23 protein-coding genes are annotated in these 24,302 nt (G+C 64.0%); 21 read left to right on the top strand and 2 right to left on the bottom strand.

The window, feature by feature from the left end; translation table 11 throughout:
• The first annotated feature begins 141 nt into the window (after positions 1-141).
• From serC to cysM, 15 genes are all read left to right on the top strand, one after another.
• Positions 142-1,224 (top strand): 3-phosphoserine/phosphohydroxythreonine transaminase, encoded by a 1,083-nt coding sequence (gene serC / locus G3N59_RS19640; RefSeq protein WP_205984281.1) that lies wholly within the window; start codon positions 142-144, stop codon positions 1,222-1,224.
• A gap of 51 nt (positions 1,225-1,275) precedes the next feature.
• A complete protein-coding gene (pheA, locus tag G3N59_RS19635; protein WP_205984280.1) occupies positions 1,276-2,358 on the top strand; it encodes a prephenate dehydratase in 1,083 nt (360 codons plus the stop codon).
• A 110-nt stretch (positions 2,359-2,468) separates the two neighbouring features.
• Positions 2,469-3,581: a histidinol-phosphate transaminase gene (gene hisC / locus G3N59_RS19630; protein WP_205984279.1), complete on the top strand. Its 1,113-nt coding sequence runs from the start codon at positions 2,469-2,471 to the stop codon at positions 3,579-3,581.
• Between the two features lie 30 nt (positions 3,582-3,611).
• Positions 3,612-4,568, top strand: a complete 957-nt coding sequence (locus G3N59_RS19625) for a prephenate dehydrogenase/arogenate dehydrogenase family protein (RefSeq protein WP_205984278.1) — start codon at positions 3,612-3,614, stop codon at positions 4,566-4,568.
• Between the two features lie 58 nt (positions 4,569-4,626).
• Entirely contained in the window at positions 4,627-5,931 is a 1,305-nt protein-coding gene (aroA, locus tag G3N59_RS19620) for a 3-phosphoshikimate 1-carboxyvinyltransferase (RefSeq protein WP_205984277.1), read from the top strand.
• Between the two features lie 28 nt (positions 5,932-5,959).
• Positions 5,960-6,670: a (d)CMP kinase gene (cmk, locus tag G3N59_RS19615; protein WP_205984276.1), complete on the top strand. Its 711-nt coding sequence runs from the start codon at positions 5,960-5,962 to the stop codon at positions 6,668-6,670.
• A 175-nt stretch (positions 6,671-6,845) separates the two neighbouring features.
• Positions 6,846-8,576 (top strand): 30S ribosomal protein S1, encoded by a 1,731-nt coding sequence (rpsA, locus tag G3N59_RS19610; RefSeq protein WP_205984275.1) that lies wholly within the window; start codon positions 6,846-6,848, stop codon positions 8,574-8,576.
• Between the two features lie 25 nt (positions 8,577-8,601).
• Complete coding sequence (locus G3N59_RS19605; protein WP_103707056.1) at positions 8,602-8,925, top strand: integration host factor subunit beta; 324 nt, start codon at positions 8,602-8,604, stop codon at positions 8,923-8,925.
• Positions 8,926-9,285: 360 nt separating this feature from the next.
• Positions 9,286-9,579 (top strand): LapA family protein, encoded by a 294-nt coding sequence (locus G3N59_RS19600; protein WP_205984274.1) that lies wholly within the window; start codon positions 9,286-9,288, stop codon positions 9,577-9,579.
• Between the two features lie 60 nt (positions 9,580-9,639).
• On the top strand, positions 9,640-10,815 hold the full coding sequence (gene lapB / locus G3N59_RS19595) for a lipopolysaccharide assembly protein LapB (RefSeq protein WP_205984273.1): 1,176 nt from the start codon (positions 9,640-9,642) through the stop codon (positions 10,813-10,815).
• Between the two features lie 65 nt (positions 10,816-10,880).
• Positions 10,881-12,278: a UDP-glucose/GDP-mannose dehydrogenase family protein gene (locus G3N59_RS19590; RefSeq protein ID WP_205984272.1), complete on the top strand. Its 1,398-nt coding sequence runs from the start codon at positions 10,881-10,883 to the stop codon at positions 12,276-12,278.
• Positions 12,250-13,233 carry a D-glycero-beta-D-manno-heptose-7-phosphate kinase gene (rfaE1, locus tag G3N59_RS19585; protein WP_205984271.1) on the top strand — a complete coding sequence of 328 codons (984 nt, stop codon included), beginning with the start codon at positions 12,250-12,252 and terminating at the stop codon, positions 13,231-13,233. Before G3N59_RS19590 ends, rfaE1 begins: the two co-directional genes overlap by 29 nt.
• A 126-nt stretch (positions 13,234-13,359) precedes the next feature.
• Positions 13,360-14,352: an ADP-glyceromanno-heptose 6-epimerase gene (rfaD, locus tag G3N59_RS19580; protein ID WP_205984270.1), complete on the top strand. Its 993-nt coding sequence runs from the start codon at positions 13,360-13,362 to the stop codon at positions 14,350-14,352.
• 78 nt (positions 14,353-14,430) lie between these two features.
• Positions 14,431-14,814: a helix-hairpin-helix domain-containing protein gene (locus tag G3N59_RS19575; RefSeq protein ID WP_205984269.1), complete on the top strand. Its 384-nt coding sequence runs from the start codon at positions 14,431-14,433 to the stop codon at positions 14,812-14,814.
• Positions 14,815-15,107: 293 nt separating this feature from the next.
• The gene (cysM, locus tag G3N59_RS19570; RefSeq protein ID WP_205984268.1) at positions 15,108-16,010 is read left to right on the top strand and encodes a cysteine synthase CysM; all 903 of its coding nucleotides are present in this window, start codon (positions 15,108-15,110) and stop codon (positions 16,008-16,010) included.
• Between the two features lie 83 nt (positions 16,011-16,093).
• Here cysM and mltB read toward each other — a convergent pair whose 3' ends face one another.
• Positions 16,094-17,470: a lytic murein transglycosylase B gene (gene mltB, locus G3N59_RS19565; protein WP_205984267.1), complete on the bottom strand. Its 1,377-nt coding sequence runs from the start codon at positions 17,468-17,470 to the stop codon at positions 16,094-16,096.
• A gap of 301 nt (positions 17,471-17,771) precedes the next feature.
• On the opposite strand from mltB, the gene G3N59_RS19560 reads away from it, so the two are divergent.
• Both G3N59_RS19560 and G3N59_RS19555 read left to right on the top strand, forming a co-directional pair.
• Positions 17,772-18,698 (top strand): histone deacetylase family protein, encoded by a 927-nt coding sequence (locus tag G3N59_RS19560; RefSeq protein WP_205984266.1) that lies wholly within the window; start codon positions 17,772-17,774, stop codon positions 18,696-18,698.
• A 33-nt stretch (positions 18,699-18,731) separates the two neighbouring features.
• The gene (locus G3N59_RS19555) at positions 18,732-19,523 is read left to right on the top strand and encodes an enoyl-CoA hydratase (protein WP_205984265.1); all 792 of its coding nucleotides are present in this window, start codon (positions 18,732-18,734) and stop codon (positions 19,521-19,523) included.
• Positions 19,524-19,529: 6 nt separating this feature from the next.
• On the opposite strand, the gene G3N59_RS19550 is transcribed toward G3N59_RS19555, so the two are convergent.
• On the bottom strand, positions 19,530-20,447 hold the full coding sequence (locus G3N59_RS19550) for an alpha/beta hydrolase (RefSeq protein WP_205984264.1): 918 nt from the start codon (positions 20,445-20,447) through the stop codon (positions 19,530-19,532).
• A 293-nt stretch (positions 20,448-20,740) separates the two neighbouring features.
• On the opposite strand from G3N59_RS19550, the gene G3N59_RS19545 reads away from it, so the two are divergent.
• The 4 genes from G3N59_RS19545 to G3N59_RS19530 all read left to right on the top strand — a co-directional run bounded on the left by G3N59_RS19545 (position 20,741) and on the right by G3N59_RS19530 (position 24,296).
• Complete coding sequence (locus tag G3N59_RS19545) at positions 20,741-21,778, top strand: methionine ABC transporter ATP-binding protein (RefSeq protein WP_205984263.1); 1,038 nt, start codon at positions 20,741-20,743, stop codon at positions 21,776-21,778.
• Positions 21,768-22,421, top strand: a complete 654-nt coding sequence (locus G3N59_RS19540; protein ID WP_205984262.1) for a methionine ABC transporter permease — start codon at positions 21,768-21,770, stop codon at positions 22,419-22,421. Before G3N59_RS19545 ends, G3N59_RS19540 begins: the two co-directional genes overlap by 11 nt.
• Positions 22,422-22,501: 80 nt before the next feature.
• Entirely contained in the window at positions 22,502-23,299 is a 798-nt protein-coding gene (locus tag G3N59_RS19535; RefSeq protein ID WP_205984261.1) for a MetQ/NlpA family ABC transporter substrate-binding protein, read from the top strand.
• Positions 23,300-23,546: 247 nt separating this feature from the next.
• The gene (locus tag G3N59_RS19530; protein WP_205984260.1) at positions 23,547-24,296 is read left to right on the top strand and encodes an electron transfer flavoprotein subunit beta/FixA family protein; all 750 of its coding nucleotides are present in this window, start codon (positions 23,547-23,549) and stop codon (positions 24,294-24,296) included.
• Positions 24,297-24,302: the final 6 nt, after the last annotated feature.

Below are 24,302 nucleotides of genomic sequence, written 5' to 3'. Positions count from 1 at the left end.
TTGCCCGGAAACCCTGCGTTGGCGGGTTCCCGGCGACAATGCGATAATGGCCGTTTGCGCGATAAGCGCAGACGGCCATTTTCTTTTTCCGGCGCGTCCCGGCCTCCACCGCCGCAGCGCCCGCCTCGGGATCTCCAAACGATGCGCGTTTTCAACTTCTCCGCCGGACCGGCTGCACTGCCTGAAGAAGTCCTCCGTCAGGCTGCCGACGAAATGCTCGACTGGCACGGCAGCGGCATGGGCGTGATGGAAATGAGCCATCGCGGCCCTGAATTCATGCAGATTCACAGCGAAGCGCTGCTCGATCTGCGCGAACTGATGCAGGTGCCCGCGAGCCACCAGATCCTGTTCCTGCAGGGCGGCGGCATCGGCGAAAACGCCATCGTGCCGATGAACCTGTTCGGTTCGAAGCCGCGCGCGGATTTCGTTATCACCGGGTCGTGGTCGCAGAAATCGCAGAAGGAAGCGCTCAAGTACGGCGCCTCGCATATCGCTGCGACGGGCCGCACGCAAGACGGTTTCACGCACTCGCCGCCGAAGGGCGAATGGCAGCTTTCCGACGATCCCGCCTACGTGCATCTGTGCACGAACGAGACGATCGACGGCGTCGAAACCTTCGAGATTCCCGACCTCGGCGATATCCCGCTTGTCGCGGATGCCTCGTCGCACATCCTGTCGCGCCCGATGGACATCGCCAAATACGGCGTGCTCTACGGCGGCGCGCAGAAGAATATCGGCATGGCGGGGGTGACGGTGCTGATCGTGCGCGAGGATCTGCTCGACCGCGCGATGCCGATCTGCCCGTCGGCGTTCGAATGGAAGACGGTCGCCGCCAACAATTCCATGTTCAACACGCCGCCCACCTACGCGATCTATATCGCGGGCCTCGTGTTCAAGTGGTTGAAGCGCCAGGGTGGCCTCGAAGCCATCGAAGCGCGCAATATCGAAAAAGCGCAGCTGCTCTACGACACGATCGACACGAGCGGTTTCTACATCAACAAGGTGGAGCGCCGCGCGCGCTCGCGGATGAACGTACCGTTCTTCCTCGCCGATGAAACACGTAATGATGATTTCCTGGCCGGCGCGAAGGCGCGCGGGCTTCTGCAGCTGAAGGGCCACAAGTCCGTCGGCGGCATGCGGGCGTCGATTTACAACGCGGTGCCGCTCGAAGCAGTGCAGGCACTGGTCGAGTACATGAAGGAATTCGAGGCGAAGCACGCTTGAAGCGCGCTTGACGCCTTATCGATATTTCCTCTCAGATTGCCGGTTTCACGCATGGACGACGAACTTAATTCACAACTCAAGCCGTTGCGCGAGCGCATCGACGCCATCGACGCGCAGCTCATCGCGCTCCTGAACCAGCGCGCTTCGGTTGCGCTCGAAGTGGGCGAGGTCAAGAAGCACTTCAACGCGCCCGTGTTTCGCCCGGAGCGCGAGCTTCAGGTGATCGAGCGCCTGCAGAATCTCAGCGACGGCCCGCTCGGCAACGATCACATCAGCGCGATCTGGCGCGAGATCATGGCCGCGAGCCGCTCGCTCGAAAAGACCATCACGGCGGCCTTCCTCGGGCCGGTCGGCACCTATAGCGAACAGGCGATGTACGCGTACTTCGGTCAGTCGATCGAAGGTCTGCCGTGCCCGTCGATCGACGAGGTGTTCCGTGCGGTCGAGTCGGGCACTTCCGAATTCGGCGTCGTGCCGGTCGAGAATTCGGCGGAAGGCGCGGTGTCGCGCACGCTCGATCTGCTCCTGCAGACGCAGCTCGTGATCGGCGGCGAAATCGCCTTGCCGATCCAGCACAACCTGATGACGCAAAGCGGCAAGCTCGCCGGTGTGACGCGCGTGTGCGCGCATCCGCAGGCGCTTGCGCAGTGCCAGCACTGGCTGACGGCGAATGCGCCGCATCTGGAGCGCCAGGCGGTGTCGAGCAACGCGGAAGCTGCGCGCCTTGCCTCGCAAGATCCGACGGTCGCGGCCATCGCGGGCGAGCGTGCGGCTACGCACTACGGCCTTTTGATCGCCAACGCGCTGATCCAGGACGATCCGCATAACCGCACGCGCTTCGTGATGATCGGCAAGCAGCCGGCGGGTGTGTCGGGTCACGATCAGACGTCGATGATCGTCTCGGTGAAGAACGAGCCGGGCGCGGTCTACAAGCTGCTCGAACCGCTCGCGCGCCACGGTGTCTCGATGACGCGTTTCGAGTCGCGTCCGGCGCGTGTCGGCACGTGGGAGTACTACTTCTATATCGATTTCGAAGGCCATCGCGACGACCCGGCGGTCGCTGCGGCGCTCGACGAACTCGGCAAGAAGGCTGCGTTCCTCAAGATTCTCGGTTCGTATCCGCGTTCGCGCTGAGTTTGCGCTGACGTTCGCGCCGAGGTTTGCACGCCTGCCACGTTGCGTGCGCAGGCGCGTCGGCCCATCGGGCACAAGTCCCGCTTAAATCCGGTTCTGGAGAGATCCGCATGACCACGCCATTCGGCCCGTCCTATGTCCGAGAGATCGCGCCGTATGTCGCCGGCAAGCCGATTTCCGAAGTCGCGCGCGAATTCGGTCTCGACGAGGCGCGCATCGTGAAGCTCGCGTCGAACGAGAATCCGCTTGGCGTGCCCGAATCGGCGCAGCGCGCGATTGCGCAGGCAGCCGCCGAACTGGGCCGCTATCCTGATTCGAACGCGTTCGAGCTGAAGGCCGCGCTGGCCGCGCGCTACGACGTGCCGGCAGAATGGATCACGCTCGGCAACGGCAGCAACGATATCCTCGAAATCGCCGCGCATGCGTGCGTGGAGCGCGGTCAGTCGATCGTCTATTCGCAGTATTCGTTCGCGGGGTATGCGCTGGCGACTCAGGGTCTGGGCGCGCGTCATCGGGTGACGCCCGCCGTGCAGTACGGTCACGATCTCGACGCGATGCTCGCGGCGATTGCCGACGATACGCGGCTGGTGTTCGTCGCCAATCCGAACAACCCGACGGGCACGTTTATCGACGGTGCGGCGCTCGAAGCGTTCATCGCCAGGGTGCCGGCGGACGTGGTCGTGGTGCTCGACGAGGCGTACACGGAATATCTCGCGGCCGACAAGCGCTACGACTCAATCGAGTGGGTGCGGCGTTATCCGAACCTGGTGGTGTCGCGCACGTTCTCGAAGGCCTACGGGCTCGCAGGTCTGCGCATCGGGTTTGCGATTGCGCAGCCGGCGCTGACCGATCTGCTGAACCGTCTGCGCCAGCCGTTCAATGTGAACACGCTCGCGCAGGCTGCGGCCGTGGCGGCGCTAGGCGATACGGCGTATCTGGAAAAGAGCGCAGCGCTGAACGCCGAAGGCTATCGCACGCTGACGGCCGCGTTTGAGCGCATGGGTCTCGAATACGTGCCGTCGGACGGCAACTTCGTGCTGGTGCGCGTGGGGCAGGACGATGCGGCGGGCGATCGCGTGAATCTCGAACTGCTCAGGCAGGGCGTGATCGTGCGGCCGGTCGGCGGCTATGGCTTGCCGCAGTGGCTGCGCGTGACGATTGGTCTCGCCGACGAAAACGCAGCGTTCATCGCGGCGCTCGAGCGTTCGCTCGCGCCGGGTTGAGCGCGCAAACTTTTTACTTTTGGTGATCGCGTGAGCGCGTTTTCTTTCAAGAAGCTGGTGATTTTCGGCGTCGGCCTGATCGGCGGATCGCTGGCGCGCGGGCTGCGCGAGCGCGGCCAATGTGTGCCGGGCAGTGAGGTGATCGGCGTAGGGCGTCGTGCGCATTCCGTGGCGCGCGCGCTGGAACTGGGCGTGGTCGACGCAACCGCGACGTTCGACGACGACGCCGCGCTGGCGAAGGCGCTCGACGGCGCCGATCTCGTGCTGATCGCCGCGCCCGTCGCGCAGACGCAGATGCTGCTGGAGCGCATCGCGCCGCATCTGCAGCCGCAGACCATCGTCACCGATGCCGGCAGCACCAAGAGCGATGTGATCGCGGCCGCGCGCGCGGCGCTGGGCGCGCGCATCGGCCAGTTCGTGCCGGGTCATCCGATTGCGGGCCGCGAGTCGAGCGGCGTGGAAGCCGCGCTGCCCGATCTCTACGTGGGCCGCAACGTCGTACTGTGCCCGCTGCCGGAAAACGCGCCCGCGGATGTGGAGCGCATCGCGCAGATGTGGCGCGCCACCGGTGCCGTGATCGGCCAGATGAGCGCGGAGCAGCACGACCGCGTGTTCGCTTCGGTGAGCCATCTGCCGCACGTGCTCTCGTTCGCGCTGGTCGACCAGATTCTCGCCACGCCCGACGCCGAACTGAAATTCTCGTTCGCGGCGGGCGGTTTCCGCGATTTCACGCGCATTGCCGCGTCGAGCCCCGAAATGTGGCGCGACGTGTGCCTGGCGAACCGCACGGCGCTGCTGGCCGAGCTGGACGCCTACACTGAAGTGCTGGCGAAGCTGCGCACGGCCATCGACGCCGGTGACGGCGCGGCGCTGGAAACCGTGTTCGCGCGTTCGCGCGCGGCGCGCGAAGCGTGGCAGGAGCGCGGCGGCAAGCATGCCGTGCAGGGGGGAGTCAGCGCACCCTCGCAGGCAGGACCCGACAAGTAAGGCATCAGTCATGCGGCAGGGCCACTTTGATGCCATGCCGCACCATCAGGACACGCTCATGGAACACCTCGATCTCGGACCGTTCACCCGTGCGTCCGGCACGATCCGCCTGCCCGGCTCGAAGAGCATCTCGAACCGCGTGCTGCTGCTCGCCGCGCTCGCCGAAGGCGAAACGACGATCACGAATTTGCTCGACTCCGACGACACGCGCGTCATGCTCGACGCGCTGGAAAAGCTCGGCGTGAAGCTCAAGCGCGAAGACGACACCTGCGTCGTGCAGGGCACGCGCGGCGCCTTTACGGCCGTGCGCGCGGATCTCTTTCTCGGTAACGCCGGCACGGCGGTGCGCCCGCTCACGGCGGCGCTCGCGGTCAATGGCGGCGACTACCGGATTCATGGCGTGCCGCGCATGCACGAGCGCCCGATCGGCGATCTCGTCGACGGTCTGCGCCAGATCGGCGCCAAGATCGACTACGAAGAGAACGAAGGCTTTCCGCCGCTGCGCATCCGTCCCGCGCAGATCGATGTGAGCGCGCCGGTGCGCGTGCGCGGCGACGTGTCGAGCCAGTTCCTCACCTCGCTCTTGATGACGCTGCCGCTGGTGCGCGCCGAAGGCGGCGTGACGGTCGTCGAAATCGACGGCGAACTGATCTCCAAGCCGTATATCGAAATCACCATCAAGCTGATGGAGCGCTTCGGCGTGAAGGTCGAGCGTCACGGCTGGCATCGTTTCGAAGTGCCGGCGGGCGTGCGTTACCAGTCGCCGGGCAAGATCATGGTGGAAGGCGATGCGTCGTCGGCGTCGTATTTCCTCGCTGCGGGCGCCATTGGCGGCGGTCCGATCCGCGTGGAAGGCGTGGGCCGTTCGAGCATCCAGGGCGACGTCGCGTTCGCGGCCGCGCTCATGCGCATGGGCGCGAACGTCACGGTGGCCGACGACTGGATCGAGGTGCGCGGGATCGGCAACGATCACGGCAAGCTCGACCCGATCGACATGGATTTCAACCTGATTCCCGATGCGGCCATGACGATCGCCGTCGCCGCCTTGTTCGCCGACGGCGCGACCACGCTGCGCAATATCGCGAGCTGGCGCGTCAAGGAAACCGACCGCATCGCCGCGATGGCGACGGAATTGCGCAAGGTGGGCGCGGACGTGGAAGAGGGCCCGGACTATCTGATCGTGCGTCCGCCCGAGAAACTCACGCCGAATGCCGCGATCGACACCTACGACGATCACCGCATGGCCATGTGCTTCTCGCTCGTGAGCCTGGGCGGCGTGCCGGTGCGCATCAACGACCCGAAGTGCGTCGGCAAGACGTTCCCCGATTATTTCGAGCGCTTCCTGGCGCTCGCACAACCCTGAATCTTTCGTAGCCGAGTATCGTTGCCGAATGAAATCGACCCGTCCCTTTTACCCGACGCCCGTCATCGCGATCGACGGCCCGACCGCCTCCGGCAAGGGCACGGTGGCCACGCTGGTCGCCGCGCATCTCGGCTTTCACCTGCTCGACAGCGGGGCGTTGTATCGCCTGGCGGCACTCGCCAGCATCCGCTACACGATCGCCGCCGATGACGCCGATGGTCTTGCCAGGCTCATCGACGATCTCCATATCACGTTCCGCGAAGGGCTCGCGCAGCTCGACGGCGTTGACGTTTCGAACGATATCCGCGCCGAGGAAGTGGGCAACCGCGCCTCGATGATCGCCGCGCATCCGTCCGTGCGCGCCGCGCTGGTGGCCCGTCAGCGGGCCTTCCGCAAGCTGCCGGGCCTCGTTGCCGACGGCCGCGACATGGGCACGGTGATCTTCCCGGATGCCGGTCTGAAGGTGTTCCTGACGGCCAGTGTGGAGGCCCGCGCGGCACGCCGGCATAAGCAATTGATCCAAAAAGGATTTTCTGCTAATATGGATGACTTGCTCCGGGATTTGCGTGAGCGCGACGCGCGTGACAGTAACCGCGCAGCCGCGCCGCTCAAGCCTGCAGCGGATGCGAAGCTTCTGGATACCTCGGCGCTGTCCATCGACCAGGCGGTCGAACAGGTCGTGCAGTGGTACCAGACCTTGCCCGTGCGTCATGTCGAAGCACACGGCAAGTCGCAGTAAGAATGCTGTAGAAATCGCAGTCAAGCAGTTGCAGTAAATGTAGTGGTGCCCTGCTGGGAAGCAGGGCGTGTCTTAACCCTTTAACCCCGTATGGCTTTTGCATCTGTGCCACGAGCGTAAGCGCTCCGGCCTCAACGCCCAACCGGCCTAGACAGGCTGGAAGCGCAGCAGAACCATGCAAATCCAGATTTTTATGTCCGACCTGCAAACCTCCACCCCGAATACCGAATCTTTTGCGGCTCTGTTTGAAGAGTCGCTGACCCGCCAGGACATGCGCGCCGGCGAAGTGATCTCCGCCGAAGTCGTGCGCGTTGACCACAACTTCGTGGTCGTCAACGCTGGCCTCAAGTCCGAAGCCTATATTCCGCTCGAAGAATTCCTGAACGACGCGGGTGAAGTGGAAGTGCAGGCGGGCGACTTCGTTTCCGTCGCGATCGACGCGCTGGAAAACGGCTACGGCGACACGATCCTGTCGCGCGACAAGGCGAAGCGTCTCGCTTCGTGGCTGTCGCTGGAAAAGGCTCTCGACAACAACGAACTCGTGACCGGCACGATCACGGGCAAGGTCAAGGGCGGCATGACCGTCATGGTCAACGGCATCCGCGCGTTCCTGCCGGGTTCGCTGGTTGACACGCGTCCGGTCAAGGACACGACCCCGTACGAAGGCAAGACCCTCGAATTCCGCGTCATCAAGCTCGACCGCAAGCGTAACAACGTCGTGCTGTCGCGCCGCGCAGTGATCGAAGCGACCCAAGGCGAAGAGCGCGCAAAGCTGCTCGAAACGCTGAAGGAAGGCGCGATCGTCAACGGCGTGGTCAAGAACATCACCGACTACGGCGCGTTCGTGGACCTCGGCGGCATCGACGGCCTGCTGCACATCACCGACATCGCATGGCGTCGCGTGCGTCACCCGTCGGAAGTTCTGTCGGTTGGCCAGGAAGTCACCGCCAAGATCCTCAAGTTCGACCAGGAAAAGAACCGCGTTTCGCTCGGTATCAAGCAACTGGGCGACGATCCGTGGGAAGGCATCTCGCGCCGTTACCCGTCGGGCACGCGCCTGTTCGGTAAGGTCACCAACATCACCGACTACGGCGCGTTCGTCGAAGTCGAATCGGGCATCGAAGGCCTGGTTCACGTGTCGGAAATGGACTGGACCAACAAGAACGTTGCTCCGTCGAAGGTTGTCCAGCTGGGCGACGAAGTCGAAGTCATGGTCCTCGAGATCGACGAAGACCGCCGCCGCATCTCGCTCGGCATGAAGCAGTGCAAGCCGAATCCGTGGGATGACTTCAGCCGCAACTTCAAGAAGGGCGACAAGCTGCAAGGCGCAATCAAGTCGATCACCGACTTCGGCGTCTTCATCGGTCTGCCGGGCGGCATCGACGGTCTGGTTCACCTGTCGGACCTGTCGTGGTCGGAAACGGGCGAAGAAGCTGTTCGCAAGTACAAGAAGGGCGACGAAGTCGAAGCTGTGGTTCTGGGCATCGACGTCGAGAAGGAACGCATTTCGCTCGGCATCAAGCAGCTCGAAGGCGACCCGTTCAGCAACTTCGTTGCTGTCAACGACAAGGGTTCGACGGTTGACGGCGTGGTCAAGTCGGTCGACGCAAAGGGTGCAGTTATCACCCTGAACGCCGACGTCGAAGGCTACCTGCGTGCTTCGGAAATCGCGCAAGACCGCGTGGAAGATGCTCGCAACGTGCTGAAGGAAGGCGACAAGGTCAACGCGATGATCATCAACATCGATCGCAAGTCGCGTGGCATCAACCTGTCGATCAAGGCCAAGGATTCGGCTGAGACGCAGGAAGCCCTGCGCAGCATGTCGACCGACACGGGCGCTGCCGCTACCGGCACGACCAACCTCGGCGCGCTGCTGAAGGCCAAGCTCGACGGCCAGAACCAGTAAGCCTCAAACGGGGGCAAGCTGAAGTATGACCAAATCTGAATTGGTCGCGCAGCTGGCTACGCGATTTCCGCAACTTGTCCTCAAGGATGCGGATTTCGCGGTCAAAACGATGCTCGATGCGATGTCCGAGGCGCTTGCCAAGGGTCATCGCATCGAAATTCGCGGCTTCGGCAGTTTCGGACTGAATCGCCGGCCGTCGCGCGTCGGACGCAATCCCAAGTCGGGTGAAAAAGTGTTGGTGCCTGAGAAGTTCGTGCCGCACTTCAAGCCGGGTAAGGAGCTGCGCGAGCGCGTGGACCGTCGTTCGGGCGAACCGCTGAAGGCGGAAGAGCCGGACGACGATCTGTAAGCGCCGCAGGGTATTGGCAGCGGTTACAGCCGTTGGCGGTCAATGCCAGATGGCCAGCATGGACCGAAGAAAGCGCAGGGTTTTTCGAAACCCGGCGCTTTTTTTTCGTCCGCGTTTTTTGCGTGGCCGTTTTTATCGTTCGCGGTTTTTATCTTTCGTTTTCTTTCGCGCTGTGAGGCGAGGTGAGGCCGTGTAAGGTGTGCCTGTCGGCCCATCTTGTTCGCCTTACCGTGCGGCTTCGTGCACGTGCCGGCTCGCGAGCCGTTCCATTACAATACGGGACACTTCGGCGCGGCCTATGCTGCGGCGCAGCAAGCCGGACAAGCCGGCGCTTTCCCGCAACTGCCAAGAGAATCCTTCATGAGATTGATCGCTTGGGTGATCCGTGTGCTGGTCTTCGTGCTGCTGCTCGTGCTCGCACTGGCCAACACGCAAACCACGACGCTGAACTTTCTGGCCGGCTATGCGTGGCAGGCCCCGCTCATCCTGATCGGGCTGGCGTTCTTTGTGGTCGGGCTACTGGCCGGTCTGCTTTCGGCGTTGCCGGCGATGTTCCGGCTGCGCATGGAAAACGGCCGCCTCAAGCGCGAACTGCGCACGGCGCGCGAAACGCCCGTGGTGCAGCCCGAACCGCCGCTGCCGCCGCTCATCTGATTCGAAACACCCGTCGCGCGTCAGCCGTGGCGCGCGGCATGAACACATACCATCGCTCGCATGGATCTCGATTTCTGGTGGCTCCTCGTTATTCCCGTCGCGTTTGCACTCGGCTGGATGGCGTCGCGCTACGACCTCAAGGCGCTGCTTTCCGAAAGCGCCAACTTGCCGCGCTCCTACTTTCGCGGCCTGAACTTCCTGCTCAACGAACAGCCGGACAAGGCCATCGATGCGTTTATCGAAGTCGCCAAGCTCGACCCTGAAACGGTCGAACTGCACTTCGCGCTCGGCAACCTGTTCCGGCGTCGCGGCGAAACCGATCGCGCGATCCGCGTGCATCAGAATCTGCTCTCGCGCGCCGACCTGCCCGTGAACGAGCGCGATCACGCGCTCTACGAACTCGGCCAGGACTTCCTGAAGGCCGGCATGCTCGACCGCGCGGAGGAAACCTTCAGCACGCTCAAGTCGGGCGACTATGCGCAGGGCGCACAGCGCGCGCTGCTCACGATCTACGAGATCGAGAAGGACTGGAACCGCTCGATCGATACGGCGCGTCTGCTCGAAACCATGGGCGCGCCTTCGCTCGAACTCGAAATCGCCCAGTTCCATTGCGAGCTTGCGCAGGAAGCCCTGCAGCGCAAGAACCCGGAAGAGGCGCGGCGCCAGCTCGGGCTCGCGCTCAAGGCGAATCCGCAGAACGTGCGCGCCACCATCCTCGCGGGCGATGTCGACGCCGCAAGCGGCGACGCGCAAAACGCGCTGGTTCAGTGGAAGCGCGTGGAAGCGCAGAATTCCTCCTATCTGCCGCTCGTCGCCGAAAAGATCATGAAGGCGTACGAGACCTTGGGCCGTGCGCCGGAAGGCGCGCAACTGCTCACCGAATGGGTCGATCGTCATTCGTCGAACGATCTGCTCGATGTGGCCTATAAATATGTAGCCGAGCAAAGCGGTCCCGACGCGGCGCACACGCTTGCGCGCACGCAGATGCAGAAGTCGCCGAATCTCGCCGGCATGACGCGTCTGCTCGAAGCGCAGCAGGCCAGCGCCGAAGAACCGCGCCGCAGCGAACTCGAACTGATGCGCAAGCTGATCCAGCAGCGCACCAAGAATCTGCCGCGTTACACGTGCCAGAACTGTGGTTTCCGGGCGCGCCTGTTCTACTGGCAATGTCCGGGTTGCAGCGGTTGGGAAACCTACGCGCCGCGCCGCGTCGAGCCGATTCCGGCGTCAAGCTGACGGGCTGATCTGAATCAGCCCGCGCACATGCAATATCAACATCCGAATCTGTCACCGGAGCGCGTATGAAAATCACCATTATCGGTACCGGCTACGTTGGCCTCGTCACCGGGGCGTGCCTTGCCGAAATCGGTCACGACGTGTTCTGCCTCGACGTCGATCCGCGCAAGATCGACATCCTGAACAACGGCGGCGTGCCGATCCATGAGCCGGGTCTGCTCGAACTGATCCAGCGCAACCGCAAGGCGCGCCGCATCACGTTTTCCACCGACATCGCCGCGAGCGTCGAACATGGCGAGGTCCAGTTCATCGCCGTGGGCACGCCGCCGGACGAAGACGGTTCCGCCGACCTGCAATACGTGCTGGAAGCGGCGCGCAGCATCGGCCGTCACATGAGCGGTTTCAAGGTGATCGTCGATAAATCGACGGTGCCGGTGGGCACGGCGCAGCGCGTGCAGGCCGTGATCGCAGAAGAACTCGCCAAGCGCGGTCTGGGCGAAAGCGACGCGCATCGCTTCTCGGTGGTGTCGAATCCCGAGTTCCTGAAAGAGGGCGCGGCCGTGGACGACTTCATGCGTCCGGACCGCATCATCATCGGGATCGACGAAGACGCCAACGGCGAACTCGCGCGCGAGAAGATGAAGCGCCTTTATGCGCCGTTCAACCGCAACCACGAACGCACGATCTATATGGACGTGCGCTCGGCGGAATTCTCGAAGTACGCGGCCAACGCGATGCTGGCCACGCGTATCTCGTTCATGAACGAGATGGCGAATCTGGCCGATCGCGTGGGCGCGGATATCGAAGCGGTGCGTCGCGGCATCGGCTCCGATCCGCGTATCGGCTATCACTTCCTGTACGCGGGCTGCGGTTACGGCGGTTCGTGCTTCCCGAAGGACGTGCAGGCGCTGATCCGCACGGCGGCCGAGTCGGGCCAGAATCTGCGTATTCTCGAAGCGGTCGAGGAAGTGAATCACGACCAGAAGGACGTGCTGGTGCGCAAGATCGTCGATTCGCTGGGCGAGGATCTGACGGGCAAGCATTTCGCGGTCTGGGGTCTGGCGTTCAAGCCGAATACCGACGACATGCGCGAGGCGCCGAGCCGCCGTCTGATCGCCGATCTGGTGTCGCGCGGCGCGACGGTGTCGGCGTATGACCCGGTGGCGACAGAAGAGGCGCGCCGCGTGTTCGCACTCGATCTGGCGCAGTCGCCGGAGCTGCTCGCGCGCATCACCTTCGCGCCGAGCCAGGACGACACGCTCGCGGGCGCCGATGCACTCGTGATCGTCACGGAATGGACGGCGTTCAAGGCGCCCGATTTCGAAGCGCTCAAGGCCGATCTGAAGTCGCCGCGGATCTTCGACGGACGCAATCTCTACGAGCCGGACGCCATGGCGGAACACGGCTTTGACTATCACTCGATTGGGCGGCCCCATGCCAAACACGCAACCTCAGCAGCCTGACCACGCGGCGCTCGCGCCCGACGTCCAGGTCGTGCCGCGCGAACAGTTCGGCAAATCGCGCGTGCTGGTCGTGGGCGACGTGATGCTCGACCGTTACTGGTTCGGCGACGTCAACCGCATCTCGCCGGAAGCGCCGGTGCCGGTCGTGCATGTGCAACGCCAGGAAGATCGTCTGGGCGGCGCCGCGAACGTCGCGCGCAACGCCGCGGCACTCGGCGCGCAGGCCGGTCTGCTGTGCGTGGTCGGCCATGACGAGCCCGGCGAGCGTATCGTCGAGCTGCTCGGCGAAAGCCATGTGCACGCGCACCTCGAACGCGATCCCGCGCTGCCCACCACGATCAAGCTGCGGGTGCTCTCGCGCCAACAGCAACTGCTGCGCGTGGATTTCGAGAACACGCCGGCGCACGAGGCGCTGCTTGCGGGCCTCGCGCGCTTCGACGCGCTGCTGCCCACGCACGACGTCATCCTCATGTCGGACTATGCGAAGGGCGGCCTCACGCACGTCACGCAGATGATTTCGACGGCGCGCGCGGCCGGCAAGGCCGTGCTGGTCGATCCGAAGGGCGACGACTGGGAGCGCTATCGCGGCGCGAGCGTCATCACGCCGAATCGCGCGGAATTGCGCGAAGTGGTGGGCACGTGGAAATCGGAAGAGGACCTGCTCGCCCGCGTGACGAAGCTGCGCGAAGAACTGCAACTGGACGCGCTGCTGCTCACGCGCTCGGAAGAGGGCATGACGCTCTTCTCTGAGGCCGGCGTGCTGCACGCGCCGGCTGTCGCACGCGAAGTGTATGATGTGTCGGGCGCTGGCGACACCGTCATCGCAACCGTCGCGGTCGCGCTGGGCGCGGGCCTTTCGCTGCAGGAAGGCGTCGCGCTCGCCAATCGGGCAGCCGGCATCGTGGTCGGCAAGCTCGGCACCGCCACCGTCGATTACGACGAACTCTTTCAATGACGCTGCACGCATCGCAGCACACGGCGAGCTAGAACGGCGGCCTTCCGGTACGCCGCTCGCCTTCCGGGCCGGGATTTCTGGAGAGTTTTCCCGGCCGCGCGTGCACCTCATCACAGCAGAACTACCATGACCATCATTGTGACCGGCGCGGCCGGCTTCATCGGCAGCAACATCGTCAAGGCGCTGAACGAACGCGGCGAAGATCGCATCATCGCCGTCGACAATCTCACGCGTGCCGACAAGTTCAAGAATCTCGTCGATTGCGAGATCGACGATTACCTCGACAAGACCGAATTCGTCGAGCGCTTCACGCGCGGCGACTTCGGCAATGTGCGTGCCGTGTTCCACGAAGGCGCCTGTTCGGACACGATGGAAACCGACGGCCGCTACATGATGGACAACAACTTCCGCTACAGCCGTGCGGTGCTCGACGCCTGCCAGGCGCAGCGCGCGCAGTTCCTGTATGCGTCGTCGGCGGCGATTTACGGCGGCTCGACGCGCTTTGTCGAAGATCGCGAAGTGGAAGCGCCGCTGAACGTCTACGGCTATTCGAAGTTCCTGTTCGACCAGGTGATCCGCCGCGTGCTGCCCACGGCGCAAAGCCAGATCGCCGGTTTCCGCTACTTCAACGTCTACGGCCAGCGCGAGACGCACAAGGCGCGCATGGCGTCGGTGGCGTTCCACAACTTCAACCAGTTCCGCGCCGAAGGCCGCGTGAAGCTGTTCGGCGAGTACAACGGCTATGCGCCGGGCGAGCAGACGCGCGATTTCGTGTCGGTGGAAGACGTGGTGAAGGTGAACCTGTTCTTCTTCGATCATCCGGAAAAGTCGGGCATCTTCAATCTGGGCAGCGGCCGTGCGCAGCCGTTCAACGATATCGCCACCAGCGTCGTCAACACGCTGCGCGCGATGGAAGGCAAGCCGGCGCTCACGCTGGCCGAGCAGGTCAAGGAAGGCCTGATCGAGTACATCCCGTTCCCGGACGCACTGCGCGGCAAGTACCAGTGCTTCACGCAGGCCGACCAGTCGAAGCTGCGCGCAGCGGGCTACGACGCGCCGTTCCTGACGGTTCAGGAAGGGGTCGATCGTTACGTACGTTGGCTATCCGGCCAGGTGTAAGCGCAAGCGATCTCTCCCTAAACTGGATTCTCCTCGCCGGCGATGGTCGCCGGCGGTGGTAGTCAACGGAGATCCAGCATGTTCAGAAAACTTCTCGCATTGGCGGCGCTGCTCGCCGCCTTCGGCCAGGCGTTCGGCGCCGTGGACGTCAATTCGGCCAATGAGGACGCGCTGCGCGGCATCAAGGGCATTGGGCCGGCACGCGCCAAGGCAATTCTCGACGAGCGCGGCGCGCACGGTCCGTTCAAGGACGCCTCCGACCTCGGCAAGCGTGTGAAGGGCCTGGGCGGTCATACCGTCGAACGTTTGCAGGCCGAAGGATTGTCGGTCGGACCGGGCGATGGCAAGGCCACGCAAACCGCGAATGCCGCTAACGCCGCTGCGGGCGGCAAGGGCGCGCCCGCGAAGGGCGGCGCCACGCCGGCGGCTACAGGCACCACGACGGTCGCGGTCAAGAAGTAGCGTGCTTTCGCGTTAATCGTGCGTTTGTTTTACGCGTGCCGCGTTCCTCGGGCGGCGCGCAGGCAAGTCCCTTCAGGTGTCGCTACGGTGTCGCGCAAGCCACTACGGCGACCTTGCACCCGCGGTTCAGGCCGCGGGCTTTTTGCGTGGCGCATCCGTGTCGCGAATCGGCGTCGCGAATCGGCGGGCCGCCGACCCTTATCGCGTTATGGACTGTCGGGGTGCCTCTGCGAAGGTAGGCCGCGTGGTTTAGAATCGAAAAATCACGTAATCGCGCCTGACCGTCACCTTTTATGCCATACAAGACCATTGAAGACACGATCGGCAATACGCCGCTCGTGCAACTCGTCCGTTTGCCGGACGACGAAATCCGCGCCCGCAACAACGTGGTGCTGGCCAAGCTGGAAGGCAATAACCCGGCCGGTTCGGTCAAGGACCGCCCGGCGCTGTCGATGATCCGCAAGGCGGAGCAGCGCGGCCGCATCAAGCCGGGCGACACGCTGATCGAAGCCACGAGCGGCAACACCGGCATTGCGCTGGCGATGGCTGCGGCCATCCGCGGTTACAAGATGGTCCTGATCATGCCGGAAGACCTCTCGATCGAGCGTCGCCAGAGCATGGCCGCCTATGGCGCGGAAATCATGCTCACGCCGGTCAAGGGCGGCATGGAATACGCGCGCGATCTCGCCGAGCAGATGCAGCGCGACGGCAAGGGCATCATCCTCGACCAGTTCGCCAATCCCGATAATCCGCTTGCGCACTACGAAGGCACCGGCCCGGAACTGTGGCGCGACACCGAAGGCCGCATCACGCACTTTGTCTCGTCGATGGGCACGACGGGCACGATCATGGGCACGTCGCAGTTCCTGAAGGAACAGAATTCGGCGATCGAAATCGTCGGGGCGCAGCCGGAAGAGGGCTCGCGCATTCCTGGCATCCGCAAATGGCCGGAAGCCTATCTGCCGAAGATCTTCGATCGCAGCCGCGTGGACCGCGTCGAGAACGTGAGCCAGGCCGCCGCCGAAGCGATGGCGCGTCGTCTTGCGTCGGTCGAAGGCATCTTTGCGGGCATTTCGTCGGGCGGCGCGTGCGAGGTGGCGATGCGCCTCGCGCGTCAGCTCGAAAACGCGACGATCGTGTTTATCGTCTGCGATCGCGGCGACCGTTATCTGTCGACGGGTGTGTTCCCGGCCTGAGCGTCGTTTTCATTTCGCGCGCTCGAATGCAAACGGGCGGTCTGTCCTGAGAGACAGACCGCCCGTTTTTTATGGCGCGAAGCTTATTGGGGTTGCGCTTGCGGCTGCGCGGGCCGTGCCTGCCTCAGCAACTGCAGTTGTTGCGGCGTCAGCGTGGTCGTGCCGTTCGACGGCCCCGTGCTTACATCGCCGCCAGCATCATCGCCCGCATCGACGCCGGTATTTGCGCTGGTATTTGCACCGACGCCTGGCTGCGTCGCCAGCATCTGCGCCTTCACGCGCATGCCCAGCTGATACACCGAAAGCGCGTAGAAGAAGCTGCGGTTGTAGCGCGTAAGCACATAGAAGTTCTTCAGGCCGATCATGTATTCGGTGGCGCGTCCGGGCGTCGGCAGGTCGATGACGGTGACCGGCGTGCCGCCTTCGGCTGCGATATCCACGTTCGGTTCGTTGAGCGCGAGGCCCGAGCGCAGCAGTTGCACGAGCGGCCAGCGCGGTTCCGGCTTGCCGTCGGCGGCGGCCTGCGCGATGCCCTGGCTGCCGGCGTCGTTGGCGATCTTCCACACCACCGGGCGGCCGGTTTCCCAGCCGTTCTGCTTCAGATAGTTCGCGACGCTGCCGATCGCATCGGGCGTGCTCGCGCGCAGGTCGATATGGTGATTGCCTTCGTAATCGACCGCGTATTGCACGATGCTGCTCGGCAGGAATTGCGGAATGCCGATCGCGCCCGTGTACGAACCCAGCACCGACGACGGATCGATCTGCGAACCGCGCGTCCACACCAGGTAGTCTTCGAGATTCTTGCGGAACGTCGCCATGCGGTCGGCGCGGTTCGGCGTATTGGGGTAATCGAACGCGAGCGTCGTGAGCGCATCGAGCACGCGGAAGTTGCCCATATAGCGGCCGTAGATCGTCTCCACGCCGATAATGCCGACGATCACTTCGGGCGGCACGCCGAATTCATCGGATGCGCGCTGCAGCGTCGCCTGGTTTGCGCGCCAGAATTTCACGCCCGCGTTGATGCGCACGGTGTCGAGGAAGCGCGACTGATACGCGCGCCAGTTCTTCGTGCTCGGCGTGGGCGAGGGCGTGACCAGCTTCACGGCCGTGGCCGAATAGCTCGCGCTCGAGAACAGCGCGTGCAGCGCATCGGCGTTGAAGTCGTAGCGCGCGACCATGTCGTTGATGAAGGCATCGACATCCGGGTTGTTCGCATAGCGCTGCGGAACGATTTCCTCTTCGAACGTCTGGCCTTGCGAGGCACCTTGCGATGCGGGCTGCGCCTGGGCGAGCGTCAACGGCTTCTGGCGCAGATTCGCTGCGTTCGATGCGTTCGACGTTTGAGCGTGTGCAGCGCCGGTCCACAGCGCCGCTGCGATGCAGAGCGCGAGCGCGAACGACGGAATGCGCGAGTGACCGGAAGCAGGCAGGGCGGACTTGTGCGCGGGCTTTTGCGTCATGGGAGGCGGCAGATCTGAGCGGGAGGAAGTGATCCGGGGCAGTATACCCGAGCACTCCGCGTGGACTAACCCTGCGTGGGCGCTTGCGCCACGACCGCACCGGCTGGCGTAATCGATGCAGTGGCCGTGTGGTAACGTGATGGCTGTTCGCGCCGGCCGACCGTGCCGGCATGCGGATCATGCCGCGATTGCGCGACTGTTGCCGATTCCTGCGCAGCACACCCGACGAAAGATCAGATGGAGACCCGCGAAAAGCCCACGTGTGCAATCGAGCACGTGTGCAGCGCGGCCAGTACGACACATGACGACCGGTTTTTTCTCGCATCCCGACTGTCTGCTGCATGAGATGGGCGAGTGGCATCCCGAATGCCCCGCGCGCCTGCAGGCCATCGAAGACCAGCTCATCGCGAGCCGCATCGACGCGCTGATCGAGCGCGACGACTCCGCGCCGCTCGCCGACGAAGCCGCGCTGCTGCGCGTGCATACGCAGGCGCATATCGACTACCTGCGCCAGCTTGCGCCGCAGGAAGGCTACGCGCCGATCGACCCCGACACCTCGATGAATCCGCACACGTGGCAGGCCGCACTGCGCGCGGCGGGCGCAGCCGTCGCCGCCACCGATGCGGTGATCGCGGGGCGCTTCGAGAACGCCTTCTGCAGCGTGCGTCCGCCCGGCCATCACGCCGAACCCGCGCGCGCAATGGGCTTTTGCTTCTTCAACAACGTGGCGATTGCGGCGCGTCATGCGCTCGACGTGCACGGGCTGTCGCGCGTGGCGGTGATCGACTTCGACGTGCATCACGGCAACGGCACGGAAGCCGCGTTCGCCGGCGACACGCGCGTGCTCATGTGCAGCATGTTCCAGCACCCGTTCTACCCGTTTTCGGGCGCGGACAACCAGGCGCCGAACATGGTCAATGTGCCGATGGCGGCGCGCAGCAAAGGCATGGAAGTGCGCGAGGCCATCGACATCATGTGGCTGCCGCGACTGCACGAATTCAGGCCGGAGATGGTGTTCATCTCGGCGGGTTTCGACGCGCATCGCGAAGACGATCTCGGCAATATGGGGCTGGTCGAGGACGATTACGCGTGGATCACGGAACAGATCGTCGATATCGCCAACCGCTATGCCAAAGGGCGCATCGTGAGTTGCCTCGAAGGCGGCTATAACCTTTCGGCGCTCGGGCGCAGCGTGGTGGCGCATCTGCGCGTGATGGCCGGCATCTGATTTTTCTGCAGCGTTTCAAAGGAGCGCAGCGTCATGAGTGAAGCTTCCCCGCTGGCCGCAGTGATCGAAGTCACGCAGGATGCCTACGGCGTAGACGGTGTCGTGCGCCTCACGCTGAATCGGCCCGATGCGTTCAACGCGCTCTCCGAAACGCTCATCGACGCGCTGCTGGCGCAACTGGCCGATATCGCGAAATCATCGGCGCGCGTGGTGGTGATCGCGGCGGCGGGGCGCGCATTCTGCGCGGGCCACGATCTCAAGGAAATGCGTGCGGAACCGTCGCTCGATTACTACAAGTCGCTATTCGCGCGCTGCTCGAAGATGATGCTGGCGATCCAGAAGCTGCCGCAGCCGGTGATCGCCCGCGTGCACGGCGTCGCGACGGCGGCGGGCTGCCAGCTGGTGGCCATGTGCGATCTGGCCGTGGCCGCGGAGACGGCGCGGTTTGCGGTGTCGGGCATCAATCTGGGGCTGTTCTGCTCGACGCCCGCGGTGCCGCTCACGCGCAACGTCTCGCGCAAAGCCGCTTTCGAGATGCTGATGACGGGCGATTTTATCGACGCGCACACGGCGCAGCGCGAAGGTCTCGTCAATCGCGTGGTGCCCGCCGAGGCGCTCGACGATGCGGTGAAGTCGCTGGCCGCAAGCATCTGCGCGAAGCCGCGCGAGGCGGTGGAAGCGGGCAAGGGACTCTTCTACCGGCAACTCGAAATGGGCATCGAGGCCGCGTATCAACTGGCCGGGCAGACCATGGCATGCAACATGATGACCGACCCGGCGCTCGACGGCGTGCAGGCGTTTATCGACAAACGCGGCACGAAATAAGCACCGCTAGCTACGCTTGCCGATCCAGTCGAGCAACGCGGCGATCACGCGCTCGCGATCCAGATCGTTGAGCGTTTCGTGGAAGCTGCCTTCGTAAAGCGTTAGCGTGCGATCGGGCGAGCCCACCTGCTCGCCGAATGCGCGGCTGCCGTCGGGTTCCGTGAGCTTGTCATCGGTGCCGTGCCAGACAAGTACCGGCAGGCGCAACTGCTTGCGGCCCGCTTCGATGCGCTTCATCGCCTCCAGCAGTTCCGCGCCGGTGCGCGCGGGAATCGCGCCGTGATGCACGAGCGGATCGGCGCGATTGGCGGCGACCACGGCGGCGTCGCGCGCGAGCAGGGCGGCGTCGATTTTCATCGCCGGAAAGCGCGGCCAGATCGCGCTCATCACGCGGCTGGCGGCAATCATCCATTGCGGCACGTCGCGACCGGGCGCGAGCGCCGCGCTCGAGAGCAACAGGCCCGCAAACTTCACTCCGGAGCGCGGCGCGCGTTCGATCGCGTAGAGCGCGGCGATCGCGCCGCCCATGCTGTGGCCCATCAGAAAGAGCGGCATGCGCTGCTTCGCGCTTTGCGCGGCGGCGTGGGCGACCAGCGCTTCGGCGTCGTCGAGATAATCGTCGAAGCGGTGGATGGTGGCGCGCTTGCCGCTCGCCCGCCCGTGACCGCGCAGATCGATCGCATAGACGTCGATGCCTGCGGCGTTCAGCCGCGCGGCCAGCGCCGTATAGCGGCCGGCATGTTCGGCCAGACCGTGAATCAGCGCGATGGCGGCGCGTGCCGGCGTGCCGCGCGCGCGCCAGGCGTAAAGCGGCAGCTCGACGCCGTCGCGAGCGCGCAGCGTGACGGTTTCGGCACCGCCATACGCGCGCTGGGCGGCGCTTGCAGCGGGGTTCGGCGCGGTGGCCGGCGGGGTTGTCTCCATATGCGCCTCTTTTTCCCTCGAAGTGTCGTTATCAGGTTTCGGGCTGTCGGGCAGGGTAGCGCCGATTCGGCAGCGCTTCATCGCTTTTTCCCGCACGATTCCTCTAATGCGTTTGGGTTATGAAAGTATCGGAATTGATTATTAAAAGGAATTTTGCCAGCCAGGGTAAAATGGCGAGTTGATTCCAGTCCAGCAAACGGCGGCAGTCTGCCGGTGCGACGCGGCTTGTGCGGTTGAAAGATCGTTGCAAGATTCCTGTGGCGCACGGCACACCCCGCCGTTTCGTTTTTTTCATGATCGAAATTCGAAACGTGTTCCAGCGCTTCGCCGGCCCGCAAGGCGGCTGGGTCGAGGCGCTGCACAACGTCAATCTGACGATTCCGCAGGGCGAGGTGTTCGGCATCATCGGCCGCAGCGGCGCGGGCAAGAGTACGCTCGTACGCACCCTCAATCTGCTCACGCGTCCGACCGAAGGCGACATCGTCGTCAACGGGCGCACGCTCACGTCGCTCTCCAGCGCCGATCTGCGCGAAGCACGCCGTGAAATCGGCATGATCTTCCAGCACTTCAACCTGCTGTCTTCGCGCACGGTGTTCGAGAACGTGGCGCTGCCGCTCGAACTCGCCGGCATGAAGCGCGCGCAGATCGAGGACGCGGTGCTGCCGCTGCTCGAACTCGTCGGCCTGAGCGCGCAGAAGGACCGTTATCCGTCGCAGATCAGCGGCGGCCAGAAGCAGCGCGTGGGCATTGCGCGGGCGCTCGCGAGCAAGCCGAAGGTGCTGCTGTCCGACGAAGCGACTTCCGCGCTCGACCCGGAAACCACGCGCGCGATTCTCGATCTGCTGCGCAAGATCAATCGCGAGCTGAACCTGACCATCGTGATGATCACGCACCAGATGGAAGTGATCAAACAGGTCTGCGACCGCGTGGCCGTGCTCGATGCTGGCCGTGTGGTCGAAACCGGCCCGGTGCTCGACGTGTTCCTGCAACCGCACCACGAAGTCACGCGCGCGCTGCTCGGCGACGTGATCGCCCAGGAGCTGCCGCCCACGCTCAAGGCCCGTGTGGTCGAGCGTCTCGCGAAGGGCAACGCGCACTTGCTGCGCCTGGCCTTCAAGGGCTCGGGCGTCGATCAGCCGGTGCTGTCGGAAACCATTCGCCGCTTCGAACTCGACTTCAACATCCTGCATGGCCAGATCGACGAGATCCAGGGGCAGGCGTTCGGCTCGCTCGCGGTGCTCGCGGGCGGCGATCCGGTGAAGGTGGCGCAGGCCATGACGTGGCTGCGCGAGCAGGGTGTGGTGGTCGAGGAGCTGTCCCATGTGGAGTGAAATGTTCGATATGTTCGTCCAGTCGTTCTGGGAGACGCTCATCATGGTGGGCATTTCCGGGCTGGTCGGCGCCGCTGTCGGTCTGCCGCTGGGCGTGCTGCTCTATCTGACCGACCGCAACGGCGTGCTGCAGAACGTGGCCGTCAATCGCGCGATGGGCATGGTCGTCAACGCCGTGCGCTCGACGCCGTTCATCATCCTGCTGGTCGCCGTGATCCCGTTTACGCGTGTGATCGTCGGTTCGTCGATCGGCACGGCGGCCGCGATCGTGCCGCTGACGATTTCCGCCGCGCCGTTCATCGCGCGTCTGGTGGAAACGGCGCTGCGCGAAGTCGATCGCGGTTTGATCGAAGCCGCGCAGTCGATGGGCGCGACCACGAGCCAGATCGTCTTCAAGGTGCTGCTGCCCGAGTCGCTGCCCGGCGTGGTGGCGGGTCTGACGATCACGTTCATTTCGCTGGTCGGCTATTCGGCGATGGCCGGTGCGATCGGCGGTGGCGGTCTGGGCGACCTGGGCATCCGCTACGGCTATCAGCGCTTCGAACCTGAAGTCATGCTGCTGGTGGTCGTGGTGCTGATCGTGTTCGTGCAGATCGTGCAGTCGTTCGGCGACTGGCTGGTGCGCCGCCTGAGCCACAAATAAGTAGCGCGATCGTCCAAACCGACGAGGCTGGCCAGGCGTTTTTTCGCTATAGATAACACTACAGAGACAAAGGTTTGGCTATGCAACGTCGTTTTGTGATCGGGCTGGTGGCGGCGCTGGGCGCTGCGGCATTCGCCGCGCCGCTGCTCGCGAATGCGGGCGAGACCATCAAGGTGGGTGTGACGGGCGGTCCGCACGAGCAGGTGATGGAAGTGGTCAAGCGTGTCGCGGCGAAGAACGGTCTCGACATCAAGATCATCGAGTTCTCGGATTACGTGCAGCCGAATGCGGCGCTGGCAAGCGGCGATCTCGACGCCAACAGCTACCAGCACGCGCCGTATCTGGATGCGCAGGTCAAGGACCGCGGCTACAAGCTCGTGAAGCTCGCGGACACAGTCACGTTCCCGATGGGCATCTACTCGAAGTCGATCCATTCGCTGACGGAACTGAAGCCGGGCGCGCGGATTGCGGTTCCGAACGATCCGACCAATGGCGGCCGCGCGCTGCTGTTGCTGCAGAAGCAGGGCCTGATCAAGCTGCGCGCCGACGCGGGTTTGAAGGCCACGCCGCTCGACATCGTCGAAAACCCGAGGAAGCTGAAGATCGTCGAACTGGACGCGGCGCAGATTCCGCGTTCGCTCGCCGATGTGGATGCCGCCGCGATCAATACGAATTTCGCGATGCAGGCGGGCCTGAAGCCGAAAGCGGACGCGATTGCGATCGAAGACCCGAATGGGCCTTACGTGAACATCCTCGCGATCCGTGCGGAAGACCGCAACAAGCCGTGGGCGGCGAAGCTGGCGGCGGCCTACCGCTCGCCGGAGGTCAAGCAGTACATCGAACAGAAGTTCGGCGGGGCGGTGATCGCCTCCTGGTAAGGTGGGGCACCGACCGCGACGAATTAGATAGAGAGTTCAGTCGGAGCCCGGGCTTGAGCCCGGGTTTTTTCCGACATAAAATCGCACGGTCGTTCGCTACTGGCGAACAAGGCAGCCGGGCCGCAAAAATGGGCGGCTGCGGCGCAGAGCGGGTCGTGCGGGAAAAATGCTGGCGGCGAAGGCGTGCGGGAATGCTATCGCTATAATGTCCGCCAGGTTGACGTATTCGTAACTTCGGAGCATGTGAATGAAAGTCCTTGTGCCAGTCAAGCGCGTAGTCGATTACAACGTGAAGGTTCGTGTGAAGTCGGATGGCACGGGCGTCGACATCGCGAACGTGAAAATGTCGATGAACCCGTTCGACGAAATCGCTGTTGAAGAAGCGGTGCGTCTGAAGGAAGCGGGTGTGGCGACGGAAGTGATTGCTGTGTCCGCAGGCGTGACGCAAGCTCAGGAAACGCTGCGCACGGCGCTGGCGATCGGCGCGGATCGCGCGATCCTGATCGAGTCGAACGAAGACCTGCAGCCACTGGCTGTCGCCAAGCTGCTCAAGGCGCTGGTCGACAAGGAACAGCCGCAACTGGTGATCCTCGGCAAGCAGGCCATCGACGACGATTCGAACCAGACCGGCCAGATGCTCGCCGCACTGGCGGATCTGCCGCAAGCGACCTTCGCTTCGAAGATCACGGTGGCAGACGGCAAGGCGACGGTTGCGCGTGAAGTCGATGGCGGCGCGGAAACGCTCTCGCTGACGCTGCCCGCAGTGGTTACGACGGACCTGCGCCTGAACGAGCCGCGCTACGTCACGCTGCCGAACATCATGAAGGCGAAGAAGAAGCCGCTGGAAACGATCAAGCCGGAAGACCTCGGTGTGGACGTCACGCCGCGTCTGAAGACCCTGAAGGTTGCCGAGCCGCCCAAGCGTTCGGCAGGCGTGAAGGTCGCGGACGTGAAGACGCTGGTCGAGAAGCTGAAGACCGAAGCCAAGGTGCTGTAAGGGGAG

It is taken from the genome of Paraburkholderia sp. Ac-20340 (genome assembly GCF_017104965.1).
GTDB lineage: Bacteria > Pseudomonadota > Gammaproteobacteria > Burkholderiales > Burkholderiaceae > Paraburkholderia.
This window is presented reverse-complemented; position numbering and strand designations above follow the sequence as displayed.